Origin of the sequence: Flavobacterium sp. UBA7682 (assembly GCF_002482945.1) — a bacterium.
In the GTDB taxonomy this organism is placed as follows: Bacteria; Bacteroidota; Bacteroidia; order Flavobacteriales; family Flavobacteriaceae; genus Flavobacterium.
Genome location: NZ_DLGY01000040.1, coordinates 10,082 through 33,635, shown reverse-complemented (window position 1 = coordinate 33,635; position 23,554 = coordinate 10,082). Strand labels below are relative to the sequence as shown.

At 35.6% G+C, this 23,554-nt stretch carries 18 protein-coding genes; 9 read left to right on the top strand and 9 right to left on the bottom strand.

Annotated features, from left to right (window positions below; all coding sequences use genetic code 11):
• Window positions 1-63: 63 nt before the first annotated feature.
• Entirely contained in the window at window positions 64-1,458 is a 1,395-nt protein-coding gene (locus B3C16_RS11660; RefSeq protein ID WP_121311653.1) for a S1C family serine protease, read from the bottom strand.
• Window positions 1,459-1,591: 133 nt separating this feature from the next.
• On the opposite strand from B3C16_RS11660, the gene dapF reads away from it, so the two are divergent.
• The 5 genes from dapF to B3C16_RS11635 all read left to right on the top strand — a co-directional run bounded on the left by dapF (window position 1,592) and on the right by B3C16_RS11635 (window position 5,591).
• A complete protein-coding gene (gene dapF / locus B3C16_RS11655) occupies window positions 1,592-2,374 on the top strand; it encodes a diaminopimelate epimerase (protein WP_121311652.1) in 783 nt (260 codons plus the stop codon).
• Window positions 2,368-2,895, top strand: a complete 528-nt coding sequence (locus B3C16_RS11650) for a GNAT family N-acetyltransferase (RefSeq protein ID WP_121311651.1) — start codon at window positions 2,368-2,370, stop codon at window positions 2,893-2,895. Before dapF ends, B3C16_RS11650 begins: the two co-directional genes overlap by 7 nt.
• Window positions 2,896-2,914: 19 nt before the next feature.
• On the top strand, window positions 2,915-3,943 hold the full coding sequence (gene mltG / locus B3C16_RS11645) for an endolytic transglycosylase MltG (protein ID WP_291131862.1): 1,029 nt from the start codon (window positions 2,915-2,917) through the stop codon (window positions 3,941-3,943).
• Window positions 3,944-3,946: 3 nt separating this feature from the next.
• Entirely contained in the window at window positions 3,947-4,858 is a 912-nt protein-coding gene (locus B3C16_RS11640; protein WP_291131860.1) for a DUF2279 domain-containing protein, read from the top strand.
• Window positions 4,859-4,955: 97 nt separating this feature from the next.
• Entirely contained in the window at window positions 4,956-5,591 is a 636-nt protein-coding gene (locus B3C16_RS11635; protein WP_121311649.1) for a peptidoglycan-binding protein LysM, read from the top strand.
• 19 nt (window positions 5,592-5,610) lie between these two features.
• Here the strand turns inward: B3C16_RS11635 and B3C16_RS11630 are convergent, their stop codons facing one another.
• From B3C16_RS11630 to dnaA, 3 genes are read right to left on the bottom strand one after another with little or no spacing between them, the layout of a single operon-like run.
• Entirely contained in the window at window positions 5,611-6,333 is a 723-nt protein-coding gene (locus B3C16_RS11630; RefSeq protein ID WP_121311648.1) for an SAM-dependent methyltransferase, read from the bottom strand.
• Complete coding sequence (locus B3C16_RS11625) at window positions 6,330-6,797, bottom strand: low molecular weight protein-tyrosine-phosphatase (RefSeq protein ID WP_291131857.1); 468 nt, start codon at window positions 6,795-6,797, stop codon at window positions 6,330-6,332. Before B3C16_RS11625 ends, B3C16_RS11630 begins: the two co-directional genes overlap by 4 nt.
• 38 nt (window positions 6,798-6,835) lie before the next feature.
• Window positions 6,836-8,263 carry a chromosomal replication initiator protein DnaA gene (gene dnaA, locus B3C16_RS11620; protein WP_121311646.1) on the bottom strand — a complete coding sequence of 476 codons (1,428 nt, stop codon included), beginning with the start codon at window positions 8,261-8,263 and terminating at the stop codon, window positions 6,836-6,838.
• A gap of 187 nt (window positions 8,264-8,450) precedes the next feature.
• Here dnaA and B3C16_RS11615 point away from each other — a divergent pair, with 187 nt between their 5' ends.
• Window positions 8,451-8,849: an acyl-CoA thioesterase gene (locus tag B3C16_RS11615; protein WP_121311645.1), complete on the top strand. Its 399-nt coding sequence runs from the start codon at window positions 8,451-8,453 to the stop codon at window positions 8,847-8,849.
• Here B3C16_RS11615 and B3C16_RS11610 read toward each other — a convergent pair.
• Genes B3C16_RS11610 through ribD form a run of 3 tightly spaced genes read right to left on the bottom strand, consistent with a single transcriptional unit; the run spans window position 8,846 to window position 11,132 of the window.
• Window positions 8,846-9,454 (bottom strand): IMPACT family protein, encoded by a 609-nt coding sequence (locus B3C16_RS11610; RefSeq protein WP_291131881.1) that lies wholly within the window; start codon window positions 9,452-9,454, stop codon window positions 8,846-8,848. The genes B3C16_RS11615 and B3C16_RS11610 overlap by 4 nt on opposite strands.
• Window positions 9,455-9,487: 33 nt before the next feature.
• Complete coding sequence (locus B3C16_RS11605) at window positions 9,488-10,096, bottom strand: HAD family hydrolase (RefSeq protein ID WP_121311643.1); 609 nt, start codon at window positions 10,094-10,096, stop codon at window positions 9,488-9,490.
• Entirely contained in the window at window positions 10,089-11,132 is a 1,044-nt protein-coding gene (ribD, locus tag B3C16_RS11600) for a bifunctional diaminohydroxyphosphoribosylaminopyrimidine deaminase/5-amino-6-(5-phosphoribosylamino)uracil reductase RibD (protein WP_291131853.1), read from the bottom strand. The genes B3C16_RS11605 and ribD overlap by 8 nt, the downstream gene beginning before the upstream one ends.
• 231 nt (window positions 11,133-11,363) lie before the next feature.
• Here ribD and B3C16_RS11595 point away from each other — a divergent pair, with 231 nt between their 5' ends.
• Entirely contained in the window at window positions 11,364-11,855 is a 492-nt protein-coding gene (locus B3C16_RS11595; RefSeq protein WP_291131851.1) for a GNAT family N-acetyltransferase, read from the top strand.
• A 6-nt stretch (window positions 11,856-11,861) separates the two neighbouring features.
• Window positions 11,862-12,737, top strand: a complete 876-nt coding sequence (gene prmC / locus B3C16_RS11590; RefSeq protein ID WP_291131849.1) for a peptide chain release factor N(5)-glutamine methyltransferase — start codon at window positions 11,862-11,864, stop codon at window positions 12,735-12,737.
• Window positions 12,738-12,764: 27 nt separating this feature from the next.
• Here the strand turns inward: prmC and B3C16_RS11585 are convergent, their stop codons facing one another.
• Window positions 12,765-14,012, bottom strand: coding sequence for an ABC transporter permease (locus tag B3C16_RS11585; RefSeq protein WP_121311640.1), 1,248 nt, complete (start codon window positions 14,010-14,012; stop codon window positions 12,765-12,767).
• Window positions 14,013-14,163: 151 nt separating this feature from the next.
• On the opposite strand from B3C16_RS11585, the gene hisS reads away from it, so the two are divergent.
• Complete coding sequence (gene hisS, locus B3C16_RS11580) at window positions 14,164-15,522, top strand: histidine--tRNA ligase (protein ID WP_121311639.1); 1,359 nt, start codon at window positions 14,164-14,166, stop codon at window positions 15,520-15,522.
• 94 nt (window positions 15,523-15,616) lie between these two features.
• Here the strand turns inward: hisS and B3C16_RS11575 are convergent, their stop codons facing one another.
• The gene (locus B3C16_RS11575; RefSeq protein ID WP_291131846.1) at window positions 15,617-22,447 is read right to left on the bottom strand and encodes a choice-of-anchor D domain-containing protein; all 6,831 of its coding nucleotides are present in this window, start codon (window positions 22,445-22,447) and stop codon (window positions 15,617-15,619) included.
• Window positions 22,448-23,554 lie beyond the last annotated feature (1,107 nt).

Genomic DNA, 23,554 nt, shown 5'->3' with positions numbered 1-23,554 from the left:
ATTTAACAATAAAAAAAGCCAATCTTTTAACAGACTGGCTTTTCCCAAAAGTAAGTAAGATGATTATTGTATGATGATTTGAATCACTTGTCCCATTCGGTTAATCATTTGAATGTTGACACTTTGATTTTCGTCTTTTTTGTTCAAAAATCTCGATATTGATTCTACATCAGTGGCTTTTACATTGTCTACCGATAGAATAATGTTACCTTTCAACTGGTCATAATAAGGTTTAAGATTCTCATTGTTGATTTCTTTGATTCGAACGCCATAATCAATTCGGTATTTCTTTTTATCAGTGGCATCAATGTTTTCTAATTCTAATCCTTTGAATTCAGTGGTTAAAATGTCGTTTTTAATTAAAGTTACTGAAGCGGTTTTGGTTTCGCCATCTCTGATAAAAGTTACTTGTACTTTGTCATTTGGTCTTTTGGTATTGATATAACCGGTCAATTCAGCATATGAACTGATTTTTTGATTGTCTAATTTTTTGATAACATCACCACTTTTTAAACCCGCTTTTTCTGCACCGGAGTTTTTAGTAATTTTATTAATGTAGAAACCTTCGGTATCATTGATGCCAAATTCTTTTGACGCACGACTGTTCAATTCCGAACCTTCAACCCCTAAAATACCGCGTTGCACACCGCCAAATTCCATGATGTCTTCAATGATTTTACGGGTAATGTTAGACGGAACGGCAAAAGAATATCCGGTATAACTTCCTGTTGGAGAAGAAATCATCGTGTTAATTCCGATTAATTCTCCACGAGTATTTACCAAAGCACCGCCACTATTTCCCGGATTTACAGCCGCATCGGTTTGGATGAAAGATTGAATGCTATTTCTGTTGTCTAAATTTCTGGCTTTCGCCGAAACAATTCCGGCAGTAACTGTTGAATTTAAATTATAAGGATTTCCTACCGCCAAAACCCATTCGCCTACTTTCACTTGATCAGAATCGGCAAAGGTTGTATAAGGCAGTTTGTCATCGGTACTGATTTTTAACAAAGCAATATCCATTTTAGAATCGGTTCCAATGAGTTTGGCTTTGTATGATTTATTATTGTTCAAGGTAACTTCTAATTCATTAGCATCTTTAATCACGTGATTGTTAGTTACGATGTAACCATCTTCAGAAATAATTACACCCGAACCGGTGCCGATTTGCTCTTGTTGTTGGCCGCCGCGTTGACCATAGAAGAATTCTCTTATTGGATCAGAAATCGTTCTCACAGAAACATTTTTTACGTGAACAACCGAATGAATTGCATTTTCAGCAGCTTCAGTAAAATCAATTGCTTCACCGGATAAACCAACAGTTCGGTTGTTGTTTTTGGAAGCCAAAGTTACAATCGAGTCTCGATTGTTGGTTCCTTCAAAAAATAATTTGTAAGCTCCAAGTGTAGTAGCACCGCTTAATAAAGAAACCAAAAATAAACTTGATAATCGTTTCATAGTCATTAACATTTAAATTATTCGATAGTAAAATTAAAAACTTTCATTTTTTCTGCAAACACCCTTTAACGCTCGTTTAACAATTTTTAAGTCAATCTTAAATTTTGCTATCTTTGTAACACTTATCACGACTATGAAAATCACTTTTAACAAATACGAAGGCACCGGAAATGACTTTGTCATGATTGACAATCGCGCAGCCATTTTTCCTAAAACCAATATTCAACTTATCGAAAAACTGTGTGACCGACGTTTTGGCATTGGCGCTGACGGATTAATTTTATTAGAAAATGACTCCGAAACCGATTTTCGGATGGTATATTACAATTCTGATGGGAATGAGAGCTCGATGTGTGGTAATGGTGGACGATGTTTGGTGGCTTTCGCCAAAAGTTTGAATGTTGTTCAGAATGATGCTAATTTTATTGCAACAGATGGTCCGCACCATGCTTCCATTTTTGAAAATGGAATTGTTTCTCTCGGGATGAAAGAAGTTGATTTTGTAAAAATAGAAAGCGATTATGTTTTCCTCAATACCGGTTCGCCACACCATGTAATGATGGTAGATGATTTGAAGAATTATGATGTCAAAAGCGTTGGTGCTCAAATCCGTTATTCTGATTTGTATGGTAAACCGGGAAGCAATGTGAATTTTGTGAGTCAAATTTCTGAAAATCATTTTGCGTTGCGTACCTACGAACGAGGTGTAGAAGATGAAACGTTGTCTTGTGGAACCGGAGCTACAGCAGCCGCTATTGCAATGCACGCAACAGGAAAAACCAAATCACATCATATCTATTTAGATGTTGAAGGAGGAAAACTGGAAGTTTCTTTTGTAAAAGAAGGCGATAAATACACTAATGTTTTTCTAAAAGGTCCGGCGACTTTTGTTTTTGAAGGAGAAATAGAATGGTAACGCTACAAGGAAATACTATTTACCTTCGTGCACTCGAACCTGAAGATTTAGAGTTTCTCTATGTGGTAGAAAACGACGAAAATATTTGGGAAGTCAGTAATACCCAGACACCTTACAGCAAATTTCTCATTCGACAATATTTGGAAAATGCCCATCAAGATATTTATGAAGCCAAGCAATTGCGCTTAGCCATTTGCAAAAAAGATACTTTCGAAGCCATTGGATTAATTGATTTATTCGACTTTGATCCAAGAAATCATCGCGCCGGTGTTGGGATTATTGTCCAAAATGAAGCCGATAGAAAAAGTGGTTTTGGCAAAGAAGCGTTGGGTTTGGTTATTGATTATGCTTTTAAACAGTTGCAATTGCACCAGTTGTTTGCAAATATTGGTGTTGAAAATAAAGCCAGTTTAGCTCTTTTTACTACATTTGGATTTGAAAAAATAGGCATCAAAAAGGATTGGATTCGCATTAACAATGTCTTTCAAGACGAAGCTCTTTTTCAGTTAATAAAAAAATAAATCTTAAATAGTCTCGGTTTTGAACAAAAGTAAAATCTTTAAAATTTTAGCTGCTGTTGGTTTAATAGTAGTATTGGTTGTTTATATAAAATTCTTCACTTCGAATACCAATTTTGACAAAGCGGAAATCTATGTTGAAATTCCAACGGATTCCAAATATGAAGACGTGCTAAGAATCATTTCACCTTATGTAAAAAATAGGAGCAATTTTGAATTTATAGCTGGTCTTCGTTCGTATCCTGAGAATGTAAAAGCCGGTAGGTTTTTATTAAAGAAAGGAATGAGCGCGTTTCAATTGGTTGCCACGATGCGAAGAAATGTTCCGGTTAAATTGGCTTTTAATAACCAAGAAAGATTAGAGAATCTTTGTGAACGTATCAGTGCTCAAATCGAACCTGATACAACAAAATTGCTAGCGACTTTCCGTGATCCGGCATTTTTGGAGAAAAATGGGTTCACCAAAGAGAATGTGTTTTCGATGTTTTTGCCTAATACGTATGAGTTTTATTGGAACATTTCGGCAGAGAAATTCCGCGATAAAATGTTGGACGAATACAATAAGTTTTGGACCAAAGAGAGAATTGCTAAAGCGACCGAGTTGAATTTGACTCCGGTACAAGCGATTACTTTGGCCTCAATCGTGCATAAAGAAACGGTGAAGAAAAGTGAAAGACCAACAGTAGCAGGGGTTTATTTAAATCGTTTGAGAGACGGCATGAAATTGCAAGCTGATCCAACAGTCATTTATGCTTTGAAGTTAAGAGATAATGATTTTGACCAAATAATCAAAAGGGTTTTGTACAAAGATTTGTTTATAGCTTCACCATACAATACGTATCAAAATCTAGGTTTGCCACCGGGACCAATCGCAATGCCTGATGTAGATGCGATTGATGCCGTTTTGAATCCTGAAAAACACGACTATCTTTATTTCTGTGCGAGTGTGGAAAAATTTGGCTATCACGAATTTGCTGCTACGATGGAACAGCATAATGTCAACGCCAAAAAATATGCAGATTGGCTAAATGCTCAAGGAACCAAACGTTAATCCTTGAAAAAGCAGCATTATATAATTCTGTTTTTATGCTGCTCGAGTTTTCTTTGGGCACAAAATGGGATAGAGCATTTTTTAAAACCTTCGGATACTTTAAATCAGAAACGACTTAAAACCCTTATCATTTCTGAAGCAGCTATTGGTGCTACTGCTTTAATTGGTTTGAACCAACTTTGGTATGCCGATTATCCGCGTTCTGATTTTCATTTTATCAATGACAATGCCGAATGGCTACAGATGGACAAGGCCGGACATGTTTTTTCCGCTTATCATTTAGGAAGTTTTGGGGCCAATGCCTTGAAATGGGCTGGTTCGAGTAGAAGAAGTCAATTGATTTATGGTTCTACACTTGGTTTGGCTTTCTTGACAACGGTTGAGGTTTTTGATGGGTATTCAGCCAATTGGGGTGCATCATTATGTGATATGGCCGCCAATGTTTCAGGAACGGCTTTATTTGTTTCTCAAGAATTGCTTTGGAAAGAACAACGAATTGTTCCCAAGTTTTCTTTTCATACTACGCCATATGCTTCTGCTAGACCTAATGTTTTAGGCAATTCATTACAAGAGCAAATTCTAAAGGATTACAACGGCCAAACCTATTGGCTTTCGGCTAATATTCATTCATTTATCAAGACTTCCAAAATTCCGAAATGGCTAAATATTGCCATCGGTTATGGAGCTGAAGGAATGATTACCGGAAAAGACGAATTGGTCAATACTGTTTTTCTTCCGGAAAGTAAAAGATACCGTCAATTTTACCTCAGTCTCGACGTTGATTTGACGAAAATTGAAACAAAATCGCATTTTGTTAAGACAATTTTAACAATTTTCAATACCATTAAAATTCCGGCTCCAACGTTTGAAATCAAGGGGCGCGGCGGTTCTGAGTTGCACTTAATCTACTTTTAACGCAGTTTAACTACTTGATATTCAATTTTATAAATTTAGTTGTATATTTGCACCCGGTAATTTCATGTCGGTGACAGCGCTTGAGAAATAACAATTAATGATAAAAAAAGGAATTTTTTACACATCAATCCTACTAGTAGTAGCTTTCATAAGCTCAGGTTTCAAACCATACAATTCCCAAATCAACTTCGGTTTTCGTGTTGATGAAAATGAAAAACTTCGGTACGTTTTTCCTTCAGAAAACACCATAGACTACTTCAGTCTGGATATCCCATTTAAGGGCAAGTATTTTATTGGCTACAAAGAAGCCATTGCGCACAAAGAATCACAAGGTAAATACAAAAAAGTAAATACTCTAGGGTATTTAGGGAAGTATCAATTTGGGGTTGAAACCCTAAAGTCAATTGGTATTCATGATAGTGTTGGGTTTTTAAACAATCCTAAACTTCAGGAAAGAGCATTTATAGCTTTACTTTCAAAAAATAAATACGAGTTAAAAAAATACATTAAGGATTTTGAAGGAGAAGTAATTGACGGTGTTAAGATTACCGAATCAGGTATTTTAGCAGCAGCGCATTTAGGCGGTGCAGGTTCAGTAAAACGTTTTCTGAATTCAAGAGGAGCCAAAAAATGTAAAGATGAATACGGTACTTCGGTAAAGACTTATCTTAAAGATTTTGGAGGATTCGAAACGCATGGTATCAAAGCTATTAAAAACCCTAAAGTAGAATAATTACAATTTGTATTTGATCTTAAAATTTATGGATAATAAAAATAGTAGGTCGGTTGTGTAAATCGAACTTTGTTTTTTTCCAATCAGCCACTCGAAGCGTTTTGATAAACTCAGTAGGTAAAGTGAGGTCTGTGGCAATACAAAGATGCGTATTGGGCTGTAAAGCTTGCAAAATGTCTTCTAACAACTTATTGTTTCGGTAAGGTGTTTCAATAAAGAGTTGAGATTGATTTTTATCATTAGATAGCTTTTCAAAGTTTTTTAGTGCCGATTTCTTTTCGCCTTTGTCAATGGGCAAATAGCCATTAAAAGCAAAACTCTGTCCGTTCATGCCCGAACCCATCATCGCCAATAGGATAGAAGATGGACCAACTAACGGAATCACCTGAATCCCTTTTTCATGGGCTAACTTCACAATCACTGCGCCTGGATCAGCAACACCGGGACAACCGGCTTCACTCATTAATCCGATATTGATGCCGTTTAAGCAAGGCGCAATCATGGCATTGTGTTCTGAAATTTCGGTGTGTTTGTTTAGTGTTGATAGTTTTAAAGTTGCCTGAACTTTTTCCGGATTGACTGATTTAATGAATTTACGAGCCGTTTTTTCGTTTTCAACGATATAATGATCGATAAAATCAACAGCTCTTTTTACCGATTGCGGTAATACATCATCAGGATTCATTTCGCCCAAAGTAGTCGGAATCAAATAGAGTTTTCCTTTTAGGTTTGGTGTGCTCATGAGTGTTTTTCCATCAGTTTTTTAGCTAAAATAGTACAGGTTTCATCAAGCATTTCATAAACCATATCGAAACCGTTTTGCAAACCGTAATAAGGATCGGGAACGTCAACATTTTCACCGGGAAATAAGTGATTCAATAGCATGTCAACTTTTGCTTTTTGTGCTTCAGTTTTGGCCAAATCAATTACGTTGTCATAATTCGAGCTGTCCATCACATAGATATAATCGAATTCGTCAAAATCTCGTGAAGTGAATTGTCTGCCTTTTTGATTGGTAATGTCCAAGCCATTTTTTTTGGCCACTAAAATAGAGCGTTGGTCAGGTTGTTTGCCAATGTGGTAATTTCCTGTTCCGGCGGAGTCAACAATGAATTTATCTTGAGGAAGTTTAGAGGCGAGTAAGCCTTCTGCCAAAGGAGATCGGCAAATATTTCCTAAACAAACCATTAAAATTTTAACGGGCATAGCATTTTTCTAAGTTGCAAACTTAGTCAAAAAGCAAATTATAGCGATAATTTTTTGTGAATATCTTCTACAAATTTTTTGAACTGTTTGTCAGTAGAAACCAAGTTGTCAACGGTTTTACAAGCGTGCAAAACAGTAGCGTGATCTCTGTCGCCAATTTGGGAACCAATATTGGCTAATGAAGATTTGGTGAACTTCTTAGCGAAGAACATCGCCAATTGTCGGGCTTGAACCACGTGACGTTTTCTGGTTTTTGATTGTAAAGTGTCTACGTCCAATTGAAAATAATCGGAAACTACTTTTTGGATATAGTCGATTGAAATTTCGCGTTTGACATTCTTAACGAATTTTTCTACCACACTTTTCGCCAAATCCAAAGTCACTTCTTTTTTGTTGAAAGAAGATTGGGCAATCAAAGAAATGATAGCGCCTTCTAACTCTCTGACATTAGATTTGATGTTTCTGGCAACGTATTCTACAATCTCTTCCGGCATTTCAACGCCATCGCGATAAAGAATATTTTTAAGGATAGAAATTCTGGTTTCGTAATCCGGTTGGTGTAACTCGGCAGACAATCCCCATTTGAAACGGGATAACAAGCGTTGTTCGATGTCCTGCATGTCAACCGGTGCTTTATCCGAAGTAAGGATTACTTGTTTTCCGTTTTGGTGTAAGTAATTAAAAATATGGAAGAATACATCCTGCGTTCCTGATTTTCCGGATAGGAATTGAACGTCATCAATAATCAACACGTCTATTAATTGGTAGAAATGAATAAAATCGTTTCTGTTATTTTTCTTAACCGAGTCAATATATTGTTGCGTGAAAACTTCAGCAGAAATATATAAAACAGTTTTTTCAGGATACTTGTCTTTGATTTCAACACCAATAGCGTGCGCTAAATGGGTTTTTCCCAAACCAACGCCACCAAAAATCAATAGTGGATTGAAAGAAGTTCCGCCGGGTTTGTTGGCTACAGCCATACCGGCAGAGCGCGCTAAACGGTTAGAATCACCTTCCAGGAAATTGTCGAAACTGTAATTTGGATTTAGTTGAGACTCAATTTTTAAGTTTCTGATACCCGGAATAACAAAAGGATTCTTAAGTTCCGGATTCAGGTTTTTAAACGGAGCGTCAACATCTTGAGATTTTATTGGACTGCGGTGAGCACTTGGCAATTGTTCCGTAAACGGTTGTTTATTGCCATAAGTGTTTTCCATTTTAATTTTATAGAGTAACTTTGCGTTTTTTCCGAGTTCTTTGGTTAACGCTACTTTTAATAATTTAACGTAGTGTTCTTCGAGCCATTCGTAGAAAAATTTACTAGGCACTTGAATGTACAAAGCGTTGTCTGTAAGTTCAACTGACTTAATCGGTTCAAACCAAGTTTTGAAAGCTTGTTCTTGAATATTGTCTTTTATGAACTCAAGACAGTTTTCCCATACCGATTGCGCAGTTTTGCTCATATTTGGTTAAAAATTATAGTATTTATTGTTAGGTTATTTTGACTAAAATGACAATGAAAATCATCATGTTTTTCGGGATAACAAATATGTGAATAAAATTCGTTAAAAAAAATTTATATGGTATTGATTTTTTAAAAATATTGTTGTAAAGGGAAGTTTGATTATAGATTAAAAGCAAAAAAAACAGATGAAAGAACATCAGATTCAAGTTAGAGTTCGTTACTCAGAAACAGACCAAATGAGTGTGGTTTATCACGGAAATTATGTGCCTTATTTTGAGATGGGACGCGTGGAATGGCTTAGAAACAAAGGGATTTCGTATAAATCACTGGAAGAAAGCGGGATAGCTTTGCCGATAGTTTCCATGACTATAAATTACAAAAAACCAGCACGTTATGATGACTTACTTACAGTGATTACCAAGTTCAAAAGTCATTCCTCAGTGAAGATAGAATTTGATTGTGAGATTCGCAACGAAAAGGATGAGTTATTAACAACTGCGCATTTTATACTCGTTTTTGTAGACATAAATTTAGGAAAACCTATTGCGCCACCGCAATACATTTTGGACATCATGAACGATTAGATTTTTTGTATCTCAATTTCAAATAAATTACTAAAAATGTCGACTATATTTTCGGCATTTTTTTTTCGAGTGGCAATTTCAATTTGACAACTTTCATCCATTTTTTGAGATATAATATCGAGGTTCTTTTCTTTGATGACTCGCATGACTTTGTTCATGTTCTTATAATCAAATGAAATTAGAAAATGAATATTGATTGTTTTTTCAATAATTTCCGATGCTTCTAAAGACATTTCCGCAGCCGTTCTGTAAGCAGAAATCAATCCGCCAACACCCAATTTGACGCCGCCAAAAAAACGAACGACGAACACTAATATATTGGTAACGCCAAAAGATTGGATTTGTCCATAAATAGGCATTCCTGCTGAATTACTAGGTTCGCCATCATCATTAGCTCGAAAAGTAAGTGTTTCAGTACCGAGTTGGTAAGCGTAACAAAAATGAACTGCGCCGTGGTGGTGTTTTCGCAATTGTTCTAAATGCCTTTTGATTTCTTCTTCATTGGTAACAGGAAAAGCATAACCAAAGAATTTGCTGTTTTTTTCTTTATAGAGAATTTCTGCTGAAGGCGCAGCAATAGTATTGTAAGTGTCTTTCAATGAAATTGATATTGAAATTTGAAATTGCGATTAAAATTATTAAAACGGCAAGTGTTTTTGGTCAAACAAATTCACCACATCTTCTTTGCCTACTTGTAAATTCCATACATGAAGACCAAGGCTTTCTGCGATATCAGTATTGTCTTTTTTGTCATCTACAAATAAGGTACGTTTGGGAGATAAGTCGTGTTTGCTTAAAATTTTAGTAAAAATTTCCGGTTGAGGTTTTCTCATGCCCATTTCATAAGAGTAATATACCTTTTCAAAACAACGATAAAAATCGGAGTAAAATGACATGCCTACTTTGTGTTCAAATTGGTTGATGTGAATGGAATCGGTATTAGTTAATAGGAATAAACGGTACTTATTGGACAGCAATTGCAAAAATTCTAAGCGATACAAAGGAAAATCTCCAATAACAGAATTCCAAGCTTTGGTAATTTCTTCAATGGAAGCATTGGGAATGAATTTGTGAAAACTCTCTACAAATTGAAGGTCGGTTATTTGGCCTTTTTCGAATAAATCATTCTGTGTCAATAATTCTTCATTTGGACCATCAAGTCCTAACTTTTTAAACTCTTCTATCGATTTTTCTTTTTCAAGATTGATAAAAACATCGCCAAAATCGAAAATTATAGTGTTAATCATGGTTTAAAAAAAGTTTAAGTTGGTCACCCTTTATTTCTGTTGTTTTGGAAATTCCATTCAATTGAGGTGCTTTTATACCTTCGTTTAAAGAAATATTGCCCGTAAAAACCCTAGCTTCATCCCAAAGATTGTCTTCTATAAAAGTTTGTAGTGTTTGCTTTCCACCTTCAACAATGATAGACTGTATGCCGTATTTGTATAAAATACCGATTATATTCTTGGTTAGCTGACTATCAAAGATAATACTTTCATAAATACGATTATCGTCAAATGTTACATTTTCTTTTTCGGTGATAATAATGGTTTTTGTTTTGCCGTCTTTAATAAAATAGGCATTGCTTATTTTACCGGTTCTGTCCAAAACAATTCGAATAGGGTTTTCTCCGGTCCAATCGCGAACATCTAATTTGGGATTGTCGTCTAAAATCGTTTGCGTTCCCACTAAAATAGCTTGTTCTTCACTACGCCATTTGTGTACTAATTGACGTGAAAATATATTGGAAATCCAAACCGGTTCTTGTTTTTCTTTGGTTAAAGGTGCCATAAAACCATCCACACTTTCTGCCCATTTTAAAATAATATAAGGTCGTTTTTTATTGTGAAAAGTAAAGAAGCGTTTGTTCAATTCGTTGCATTCGTTTTCTAAAACACCAACGGTTACCTGACAACCGTTTTCGATTAATCTTTTAATTCCGGTGCCGGCGACTTTACTGTTTGGGTCAACAGTTCCAATTACTACACTAGGAATTTTGTGTTGGATGATTAAATCGCAACAAGGAGGCGTTTTCCCAAAATGACTACATGGTTCAAGCGATACATAAATCGTGGCTTTCGCCAAAAGAGATTTGTCTTTTACTGAATTTACGGCATTAACTTCAGCATGAGCTTCGCCGGATTTCCGATGCCAACCTTCACCGATTATTTTGCCGTTATAAACAATTACGCTACCCACTAACGGATTTGGATAGGTTGTTCCTAAACCATTTTTGGCCAATTCAATGCAGCGATTTATATAGAATTCTTCCGTTGATTTCATTTTTTGCCTAAGGTGTCAGGAACGCTATTAAAGTTGTTGTTTAATTCTTGTTTGTCTTTAGCGTTTCGTGAGTAGTCATCATACAAAAATAGGATTTTATCTCTTTGGTTTTTTACCGCATAGAAATATAGAATCTATTTCGAGCCAAGCGACTTTTAAGGATTATTATTTCTATGATTCTATGTGGTTTAAACAATTGGACTATTTTTGTAATTATTAAGATTAAAGCAAATGATAATCAGGGAAATTCAAGAACAAGATAACCAACAAATTGCAGCAGTTATTAGAGCAGTTTTTATGGCAGATAATTTTCCAAAAACAGGAACAGCTTTCGCCGATGCGCAATTAGATTTTATGTTTGAAGCTTATGATAAACCGCGCGCCACTTATTTTGTAATAGAAAATGAAGGCAAAATTGTTGGCGGAGCAGGCGTAAGTCAATTGGAAAATTCAACAGAGAATATCTGCGAATTACAGAAAATGTACTTTTTGCAGGAAATTCGCGGGAAAGGCATTGGTTTCCAAATGATTCAAAAATGTTTGGAGAAAGCTGTCGAATTGGGTTATGAAAAATGCTATCTCGAAACATTACCCGAAATGGTAGCAGCACAAAGTTTGTATCAGAAAATGGGTTTTGAATACCTTTGTGCGCCTTTGGGTAATACAGGTCATACAACTTGTCCGGTTTGGATGATCAAGGAATTGACAATTGATAACAAATAATTGATAATGCTAATCAAAAACTACAGGACCACTTTCCTCCGAGAACTTTCTTCTTTGTATGACGAAAAAGAGATTGAGAGTTTCTTTTATTTAACATTGGAAAGTTTTCATCATCAAAAAAGAATTGACTTAGCCTTAGATCCTGAAATGGAAATGGATGCGTTGCAATTGTTGCGTTGGGAAAGCGTTTTGGTCGAATTGAAGAATCAAAAACCCATTCAGTATATTTTAGGTGAAACCGAATTCTATGGATTACCGTTTTTAGTCAATGAAAATGTATTGATTCCAAGACCGGAAACGGAAGAGTTGGTTGCGTTGATTTTAAAAGAAGAGGAAAAAGGGAAGAGAAAAAAGGGAAAAGTTAGAATCCTCGAAATTGGAACCGGTAGCGGTTGTATTCCTATTTCACTGAAAAAGAATCTGCCGAATGCTGAAGTGTATGCGATTGATGTATCGGAGAAAGCTTTGGCGACAGCCCAAAAAAATGCGGAACTCAATAAAGTAGAAGTCACATTTTTGTTGAAAAATATACTTGATGTTGTCAACTTGAGCGCAGTCGAAGGGTTAGAACAACAATTTGATCTCATCGTTTCAAATCCACCATATGTTCGTAATTTGGAAAAAGCGGAAATTAATCCGAATGTTTTAGAATATGAACCGCATTTGGCCTTATTTGTAGAAGACAATGACGCGTTGCTTTTTTATAGAAAAATCACTGAACTAGCCAAAAAAAATCTTTCGCCGAATGGACAACTGTACTTTGAAATCAATCAATATTTAGGTAAGGAAACCGTTGCTTTGGTAGAAAGTTTTGGGTTTAAAAATGTTCTACTTCACAAAGATATTTATGGAAATGACCGAATGATTTCGGCAGCACTATAAAAGGGAACACTCCCAACTGAACACTAATTACTCATACCGCAACGCTTCAATCGGATCTAATTGAGAAGCCTTTATTGCAGGATACAATCCGGAAACTAACGCTACTATAAAACTGGTGGTAAAAGCGGCTATCATGGCGCCCCATGGAATTACAAAATCCCATCCGGCAGCGAGACAGATAAAAAAGCCGGCAAGGATTCCGAAGATGATTCCAAAAATCCCGCCGATTTGTCCAATGGTTAAAGTCTCTACAAAAAACTGTATGGCAATGGTGCTTTTCTTGGCGCCAAGTGATTTTCTCACACCAATTTCACGGGTTCTTTCGGTTACAGAAACAATCATGATATTCATCAAAGCAATAGATGAACCCAATATAGTAATGATACCAATTACCCAAGCGGAGATGTTTAAAAATCCGGTCAAATCGGCAATTCTATTGAGCAAATCGTCACTTCTTGAGATACCGAAATTATTTTCTTCTACCGGATTTAGTCTTCTTACTTTTCGCATAGTAATTAAAGCGTCATCAACGGATTGGTCTAAAAACTCTTTTTTCAACACCATAATACTTAAGGAGTAATTGATGCTTGGTGCTGAAAACATCGAACGCGCCACTTGAATAGGAATCATAACCCTTAAATCTTGGCTGTTGCCAAAGGTTGAGCCTTGTTCTTTTATTACGCCAATTACTCTGAATTTGGCGCCACGAATGGTTAAAATTTTATCGATTGGATTGACATCTCTCAGCAAACCGTCTTTGGAAACAAAATCGGAACCAACGATACAAGCATAAATATTATTCGAAATATCGAAAGTATTAAAGCTTCGACCTTGGGTAATTTCTAAACCGGAATTGCTTAAAAAATATTCGTCAATACCCAAAACAGTTATTTCCGGATCCGTTTTTTGGTTTTCAAATTTGACTTCCGCTGCCGAAGTGGCTACAAAAGAAAGCGACGTTTGGGTTAAAGGATAATTGTATTTTTCTTTGAAAGTTTTGGCTTCCGTATAGGTAATAATCGGGTTGATTTTTTCTACTTCACCACCACCACGACGACGGTTTTGGAATTCGTATTGGTTGATGTTAAAGGTATTAGAACCCATCGAAGCAAAGCTCGAATTCAGGTTGTATTCGATGGCGGTCACAACCGTCAGAATTCCAACCAAAGCGGTAATTCCAATGGCGATAATAATAACCGTTAATACAGTTCGAAGCAATTGTGTTCGAATCGAACCCAACGCAATTTTTACATTTTCTTTGAATAATCCAATCATAACGGTAATTTGACACTAAAATACAGCTTTTGTTACAACCATAGTTATATTAAGTCTATAAAAATATAGATATTTGCAAAAGTCAATTACGAACGAGTTTTTTATTTTTTTTAAACTCATAATTCATAATTTATAATTCATAATTTTTCAAATGGCACAAAAACCAAGCATTCCTAAAGGCACCAGAGATTTTTCACCGACAGAGGTTTCCAAACGCAACTATATTATTTCAATAATGAGAAATCATTTTGAGAAATTTGGTTACCAACCGATAGAAACGCCGTCGTTTGAGAACTCAGATACCTTGATGGGAAAATATGGGGAAGAAGGTGATCGTTTAATATTTAAGATATTGAATTCGGGAGATTATTTGGATAAAGTGCCAACTTCAGAACTACAAACTATAAACTATAAACAATTAACCGGAAAGATTTCAGAAAAAGCCCTTCGCTACGACTTAACCGTACCTTTTGCGCGTTATGTTGTGCAACACCAAAACGAGATTGAGTTTCCGTTTAAGCGTTACCAAATCCAGCCGGTTTGGCGTGCGGATAGGCCACAAAAAGGAAGATTCAGAGAGTTTTACCAATGTGATGCTGATGTGGTTGGTTCCACTTCATTATGGCAAGAAGTCGAATTGGTGCAATTGTATGATTCGGTTTTTGCAGAATTGGGTTTGGAAGGCGTTACCATTAAAATTAACAACCGCAAAATATTATCGGGCATTGCTGAAGTCATTGGCGCTTCGGAGAAGTTGATTGATTTTACTGTGGCTTTAGACAAGCTCGACAAAATAGGCGAGGAAGGCGTTAAAAAAGAAATGATTGAAAAAGGCATTTCAGAAACCGCTTTAGAAAAAGTACAACCTTTATTCAGCTTCACCGGAACGATTCAAGAGAAATTAGAAAAATTAGCCGGTTTGCTTTCTACTTCAGAAGAAGGTAAAAAAGGAATTGAAGAGCTGCGTTTTATTTGTGACAACGTAATCAAATTAGGTTTGCAAAAAGCCAAATTAGATTTGGATGTAACCTTAGCACGCGGTTTGAACTATTACACCGGAGCCATTTTTGAAGTTTCGGCACCGGAAGGCGTGGCAATGGGTTCCATCGGCGGTGGCGGAAGATATGATGATTTGACCGGAATTTTCGGGTTGAAAAATATGAGTGGTGTTGGCATTTCTTTTGGCCTTGACCGCATTTATTTGGTGCTCGAAGAATTGAATTTGTTTCCGCAAACCGTTACGACTTCGACTAAAGTATTGTTTTTAAATTTTGGCGAAAGCCAAGCTTTTGAAGCCATGAAAGCACTCACGACTTTGCGTAATAAAAATATCAAAGCAGAATTATATCCCGATGCGGCTAAAATTGACAAACAATTTAAACATGCAGAGCGAAGAAACATTCCGTTTGTAATCAAAGAGATTAAGGGTAATTCTTTTATTTTGAAGAACCTAAAATCCGGCGAACAATCGGAAACCGATTTATCGGGTATTTTAGAGAAATTAGTTTAAGCGTTAATAGTATCAGCATAAAGTTTGGGGCTTTTAGTTAAAAAAAACGCTCCACTTTTGCAGAGCGTTTTTAGTGTCAAAAAAAATATAAAAATTACTTAATTAGAATTTTCTTAGTGATGTCACCTTTGTCGGTGATGATTTTTACAATATATCCGCCGGTACTTACTCCGCTTACCGGTAGATGCATTTCGGTTTGATTTTGGCTGTCTATTTTCCATGTAACCACTTGTTGTCCAAGTAAATTAAACAGCGCAACTGATTTAATCGAAACCTCTTGTAATTCATTATTAATATTAATCATGTTATCGGTTTGCGAATGGTTTACGCCAACGCCATGTTGTAATTCATTTTCATTGGTTCCTAAAGCTGATGGATTAAAGAATCTCAAAGAAAATCTATCTTCAAACGTACCGGCAGCTAAGTTGATTTCAAAGGTTTGCGACTTAATGTCGTGGTAAGTTTCAGTAACGTTGTCGTAGATAAAAATGTCTTGACTTTCTTCAAAACTTTCTTTTTTGTTGATGCCAAATTTTACTATTCCTTCTGTAGCATTTTTAACTCCAAGCGGATAGATATTATTTGCATTGAAAAAACCATCGCCTTGAATGTTTAATTTTTTATCACCGTTAGTGAAATACATGTCATTGGTTAGGGTTTCAATACTTAACGCATCATAGCCATTATCAAAGCCTGCTGTTGCGTTTTCGTTCATGAAGCCTAATAATATTTCTCGGTGGTAATTGTTAGCAGAAGTATATCCTAATCTTAATTTCATGAATTCTTCTACTCCAAAGCTATCTTCGCTGTTGTTGTAATTTGGATCAGCGTTTACTGTAGCGTTGGTGTTGTTTCTGTATAAGGTGAAAGAATCCGAATTGTCTTCTTTTACAAAAATCCTTTGGTTGTTGTTAAAAGTTAAAGTGCCACCAGTTGCTGAACCGGTTACGAAGAAACCTTGACCTACCGGGATGAATCTTTTGGCAACTTTCGCACTTGAGCCTAAGCCACTTATTCCGGCCGGAGCTACCGGAGCTGTTCCGCCAACTTTGGTATAAGTTGCATAACCGCCTTGGTAGTCGATAGTATTGTGAGAATTATTAGTGCTGTAGTGTTCCCAGAAAAATAATGTTCCGGTTATACTGGCTATATTATCATCAATAAATTGGTTAGCATCAATAGCCGAGGCAAACGGATTTCCGCACAAGTTTAGATTACCGGCAGAAACAGTTGAGGTAATCGTACCATTATTTGGTTTGCCTACAAACGTATAGTTTTGATTGGCAGAAGCAGCATTAGAACCTTTCATAGTGTAGCCTTGGCCGGCTAAAAGACTACCATTTGGGCCAACAGCAGACCAGTTAGCATAAGCACTACTTAAGTTTTGGAACTTAAATATCCAATAGCTTGCAATAGTGATCGGGCTTGTTGCTGCACCGTTTAATCCTGAGGACCAGTTTAAGTTTTGTGGTGTTGAAGTTGTTCCGTCTTTCATTACACCGGCTATTGTATAACCATGATTGATAGTAGTGTTGTTCATACTACTAACCGGTGAAGACCAGTAGTTATAGTTATAGATATTTGATTGTCCTTGTTGGTCTCTTTCAATAGAACCTGAACTCGTTACCTCAAGATCACTATTATTTGTTTGTACCAATTGTGATTTACCTGATAAGTCAATTTTACCATCTAGTTTTAGGTACCAATCGTTTTGAAGCTTTGTGTCATTACTCATAGTAACAGTTACTCCCGGATCTATAAACATTCCGATAGAAGTATTATTGGCTGTTTCTGCTATGTTGTGTTGCACTTGAATGATTGAATAATCATAATCTAAAACATCTAAGCCTCTAATGTCATTGCTGGTGTCGTTTACCGCAGTTGCAAAAGTTCCGGTAGTTTTGGTGATAAAAGGCATAGGAGCTTGTTGCACATAGATGTTTTTATGATTGTACATTTTCATTCCTGTACCGGTATCGACAGAAGTTGTTGTTAAATCGTCAACAATATCGTCTTTGTAAGTATCCATTCTGTAATAACGTAACAAGTTGGCAAAAGGAAGTGAACTAATGTCTTTTGGGATAATAGTTCCTCTAACTTGTGAGCCGGTATTTTGAATTTCTTGATACACCATTCTTTGTAATTGTGTATCGGTTAATGCTACATTGAACACGCGTACTTCATCGATTTTACCTTTGAAATATTTTGTGTTTGATACCGGATTTTTACCTAAGGTCAGTAATGAAGCATCAGCATTAATATTACCTGAGGCAGATGTACTCGCAACCATTGTACCGTTTAAATATAATTTTAATACACTTCCGGTATAAACGGCGCCAACATGATACCACTGCGCAGTATTTAATGCCACGGTGTTGTATTTTACAGTTGTGTTGTTTACAACAGCTTCTAGTTTCTTGTCTGAGGTCACTCTGATTTGGAATTTATCCTGACCTACAATCACACCTTCAGAATTAAAAGCACTATTCAAATCAACCCATGCCATCAAAGAAGCATTGGCAAGACCACCCAAAACGGCAGAGCTTTGAGCGTAATCATTTCTTCCATCGAAATCTAATAACAGTTTTCTATTTAAGTCTCTTGGAGAACCTTTAGAATTTGGATTTGTGTCAAAAGTATCTGTAATCCCATCTCTGTCACCATCTCCTGAACCATCAATTATACCGTCATTATTGGCATCATAGCTGCCATATAAGCCAGTATGGATATCATAAATGCCATCACTGTTGGAGTCAAGTTGTAAATAATCGGAGATTCCATTTGAGTCGGTATCTACTGCATAAGCTCTTGCAGTAGTTCCCCAGCCGCTTAAATTGTCAAACAAATTTAAGATTCCGTCAGTGTCAGAATCAAGTCCGTCACCTTTTCCATCACCGTTGATATCGCCATCGCCGTTAAGTAATCCGGCTTCATCTACATCAAATATCGAATCGTTATCGCTATCTAAATCAAGATGATTGCGCATACTATCTCCATCAAAGTTAGCGATAAAATAAGAATTAGTACTGATTATTGCATCTATGTAATCATTCATACCATTACCATTGGCATCAATCCAAGTGGCAGAGCTACTTTTGTCCATCGTTGCAGTATTGTTGCTGTATGCTTTAAAACCAGCTTCTTCAATATCCGGAATACCATCATTATCAGAATCTAAATCGTTGATGTTTGCTATTCCGTCATTATCAGTATCAACACAGTTTTGATTGATTGTAATTTGAACATCATCAATAAAGTTACCAACAGATTGGCTACCTGAACCAGTGTAACCTGCTTGGAACGTTAAAAAGATTTGAGATTGACCGATAGGGATGTTATAGGTACCGGAATAAGTTCCCCATGCAGTGTTACCATCTATCATTTCCACAATTGGAGTGGAAGCTATTGCGCCCGCTAGGGTTGAGCCAAATTTTACAAAGGCTTGATCTACTCCATCTCTTCCTCGGTGCTTGATAGACCAATTTATAGTTCCGCCTGCACCATTCAAACAAAATGATTGGTAAAGTATGCCCGGTACATTAGCATTTAATTCCGCAAATTGATTACCATTAGCAGAAGGTACACCATTGAAACCTGAACTCCAAATTTCAATGAAATTCTCTGCACTGGTTTGCCATCCAGTTACATTTCCAGTTGGAAGAATTGCATAGCTTGAGGCGGCAATAACCGGATTTTCAAAGCTACCATTTTCAAATGGATCACTTAAGCAGGTATTACATTCTATAATATCGGTGATTCCGTCATTGTCATCATCTATATCTACACTTGAATCTAATCCATCTCCATCAATATCCAATATTCCAGTTCCTTGGATATCAAAGTTGTATGGATTTTCATCGCTGTCATTATTTACAATATTTATGGTAGCAGTTCTGGCGCTATATCCGATTGGGTCAAATGTTACGACAAAAGTTGTACTGGCACCGGCTGCGATAGAAAGCGTTGCAGGATTTGTAGTCACTGCAAAATCGGCGGCATTAATTCCGGATAGGGTCGGATTTGAAATAGTAAGAGTTGAAGTTCCAAGATTTTGAATAGTATAGGTTCTTGAAATCGATCCTAAGCTAGTGTCTATTGAACCATAATCAGTGTGATTTGTTGACGTAATAGTTACGCTTCCGTCTGCAATATTGGTTGCGTTTCCTTGAACATTTATTTCTTGTTCTGTACCGGTACCTTGAATGGCAAAATCATAAGGGTTTTCATTACTGTCATTATTCACAATATTTACTATAGCATTTCTAGTGCCTGATGCACTTGGATTGAAAGTTACTATAAAAGTAGTGCTTGCACCAGTAGCAATAGAAAGGGTTGCCGGATTTGTCGTTACAGTGAAATCGCCAGCATTTGTTCCTGAAATGGTTGGATTAGAAATGATCAATGCAGAGGTTCCTGTATTTTGAATAGTATAAGTTCTGGTTGCAGTACCTGCAGTTACGTTAATTGAACCAAAATCGGTGTGGATGGTTGTTGAAATGGATGTGCTGCCATCAATTATATTGTTTGAATTTCCTTGAAGATTAATCTCAGAATTTGTTCCTGTACCTTGGATAGCAAAATCATATGTACTTTCATTCGCATCATTATTAACAATATTGATCGTTGCATTTCTTGTTCCTATGGCACTTGGATTGAAAGTCACTACAAAAGTAGTACTAGCTCCGGCTGCAATAGACAATGTAGCAGGATTTGTAGTTATTGCGAAATCAGCTGCATTTGTACCAGAAATTGTAGGGTTTGAAATGGTAAGGACTGTTGTTCCTGTATTTTGGATGGTATAAGTTCTGGTTATGGTTGCTGAAGCAATATCTAATGAACCAAAATCGGTGTGATTTGTTAAAGAAATACTTGCACTTCCATCAGTGATGTTGTTTGAGTTTCCTTGAAGGTTTATTTCAGGATTTACACCATTTCCTTGAATCGAAAAATTGTATGGATTTTCATTTCTATCATTGTTTACAATATTAACGGTAGCATTTCTCGCACCACTGGCACTTGGATTAAAAGTTACAACAAAAGTTGTGCTTGCTCCAGCGGCAATAGAAAGTGTTGCAGGATTTGTAGATATTGAAAAATCGGCTGCATTTGTTCCTGAAACTGTTGGATTAGAAATAGTAAGAACAGCGGTTCCAGTATTTTGGATAATATAAGTTCTAGTTGCAGTGCCCGTAGAAATATCTAAAGTACCAAAATCAGTATGAGTGGTGGTTGAAATTGTAGTACTGCCATCAATAATATTATTGGAATTACCGGTAATATTAATTTCACGATCAACGCATACTGCTTCAACCCTAAAAATGTAAGTACCTTCATTATTATCGTCATTTCCAATAGAGACTGTAGCTGTTCTTGTTCCTAATGTCGATGGATTATATACCACTGTAAGTGTGGCTGTAGCTCCTGCGGCAATTGTTGAAGAAGAACTACTAACGGTAAAGTCACTCATGTTTGTGTAAGTTGACCATATATTTAATGTTATTCCACCTGTATTTTCAATAGTATAGGTTTTACTTACGTTTCCAGAACCAAGTTGGACATTTCCAAAATCAGTATTTAAAGTTGTTGAAATGGTAGTCGATCCTGATACAATGTTATTTGTGTTTCCAATAAGATTTATCTCTTTGTCGGCTATAACTCCAGATACATTGAAAGTATAGGTTCCTTCATTACTATCGTTATTTGATATTGAAATTGTAGCAGTTCTTGTTCCGGATGCTGTTGGATTAAAAGTTACCGTTAGAGTAGTTGAGGCGCCTGGAGCAATTGTAGAAGCGCCATAGGATATTGTGTAATCTGTTAACGAAGACCAAGCAGACGATATTGATAAATTACTTGTTCCCAGATTTTGAACTGTAAAGGTTCTTGTTCCTGATGTTGTTCCAAAATCTGTATTAATACTGTTTGAAATTAAAGTTGAACCACTGGCAATATTTGTTAACGGACTTCCACCTTGAAGATTTATTTCTTGTTCTGTTCCATTTCCTTCAACAGTAAAGCTATAAGTGCTTTCATTACTGTCATTGTTGGATATAGAAACAATTCCTGTTCTGGTTCCTGCATTGGTTGGATTAAAAACAACTGTAAGCGTTGCAGTTCCTCCAGCAGCAATAGTCGAGGATGAAATTGAAGTAGAAAAATCGCCACTATTGGTATATACAGACCATACAGACAAACTAGAAGTTCCCGTATTTTGAACAGTATAAGTCCTTGTTACACTTCCTGAAGTAACATCAGTATTTCCAAAATCTGTATTTATAGTACCTGAAATAGTTGTACTTCCGGTTGGAATATTATTTCCGTTCGCTTGTAGATTTATTTCAGGCGATCCAACACCACGAATAACAATATTGTCGATGTAAAGAAATTCTCCACTATCAAGACTAGTCGAACGTACTCTTATTCTTAAACTAGTGCTGGTACTTGGAACATCGAATACATAAGGATTGGTTGATTGACCCGGACTTGAATCACCGGAACCAAAGTTTATATTTTGGCCACCACTACCACTATTACCATCGACAAGTTTTACTGTTGTAGTATATGTTGAGCCATTATTATATGAGAAATCTATAAATAAATCCTCATTATCATCAACAGCAGTTGCAGCAAAAGCAATGGATACTTGTACATTTGAATAACCACTAATATCTATATTTTCAAAAAGTGTGTTAGAGGATATATTGCTATTCCCTGCGGCCGCACTAAAACGCAGTGAATTGGCTCCACTCATTGCTGTTGTGTTTGATACACCTACATAGGTACCTGTTGTATAGCTTAAATTATCTGAGGCTGCATTCTCAAATCCTTGACTTTTTATTGTCACTTGAGAATAACTCATCAGTGAGAATAATGTGAATGCAAAAAGTAATTTCCTCTTTTCTAAATTCAATAATAGTTTTTTCATAACGTTGGGTCGATTATGGATTATTTTGTTTTTTTTTGACAGTTCAAAGCTATTTTAATTTTTTAAAAATCCGATTAAATGTATAAAAAAATCGATGAAATGCATATAATAGCTATTAATAATAAATATTATACTACAAAATAATATTTTAAAGTATGTTTATTAATAATCATTCTGGTCAATACAATAATTGTATAATGATTGTTTCAGAATTACGAAATAAAAGTAAAGTTGGTTTGAAAAAGCTAAAATTTTTCTAATTTTCTATCATTATAATCATGTACTTCAAATAGAAACTAAAAGTTTTTGAGTCGAAAAAAACTAGTGATTGAGTTTAGAAATCATGTTTTCAAAGTTTTTTTTGAAAAAGGTGTCTAGAAAGATTGTAGAATGGGAAACAAAAAAAGGCTTGGATAATTCCAAACCTTTTAATTCTGTAGCGAGAGGGAGATTTGAACTCCCGACCTCAGGGTTATGAATTTCATATTTTATCGAAATTAACCCCTTTATATTATTGATGTGTAGAAAATCGTGTACCGATTTGTGTACTATTTTGTGCTTTATATTTGATATTTATTTCGGGTGCAAAATACATATTTTTTTGATTCTTTAGCTTTAAAATTTATAAAAAGAGAATGAAAATCATTGCAATACCATTGCAATGATTTTTTTAGTATTATTATTTGATTTTTAAGAAAATCATTTTGTTACCTATCTTTTCAATTCTATCTAATACCCTTTTATGACTTACTATTAATGAAATAATAATTTAATGTTAAATAAATAAAATTATTTTTTTCTTACAAATTTTTACCTACTTTAGTATTCAATAAGACTAAATACCACTTCAAGTCTTTTGATTTTTCGTGTGCTTTAATCATTAGTGATTGTTTGAACCCAAAACAATTTAATATGGTTATTAATGTTGTTGATTAATATAGTTAATAACGAAAAATCTATAATTTTTATTTTATCGAAAAAGTCCTCTGTTTTAGAGTGTTTGCACTAGATGTATATGTTCAAAATGTATATATCATGTTTTTACATATTACTGTTATATCAAAAATAATCAGTTTTAAAGAGGTGTTTTGATAATTATTTTAAACT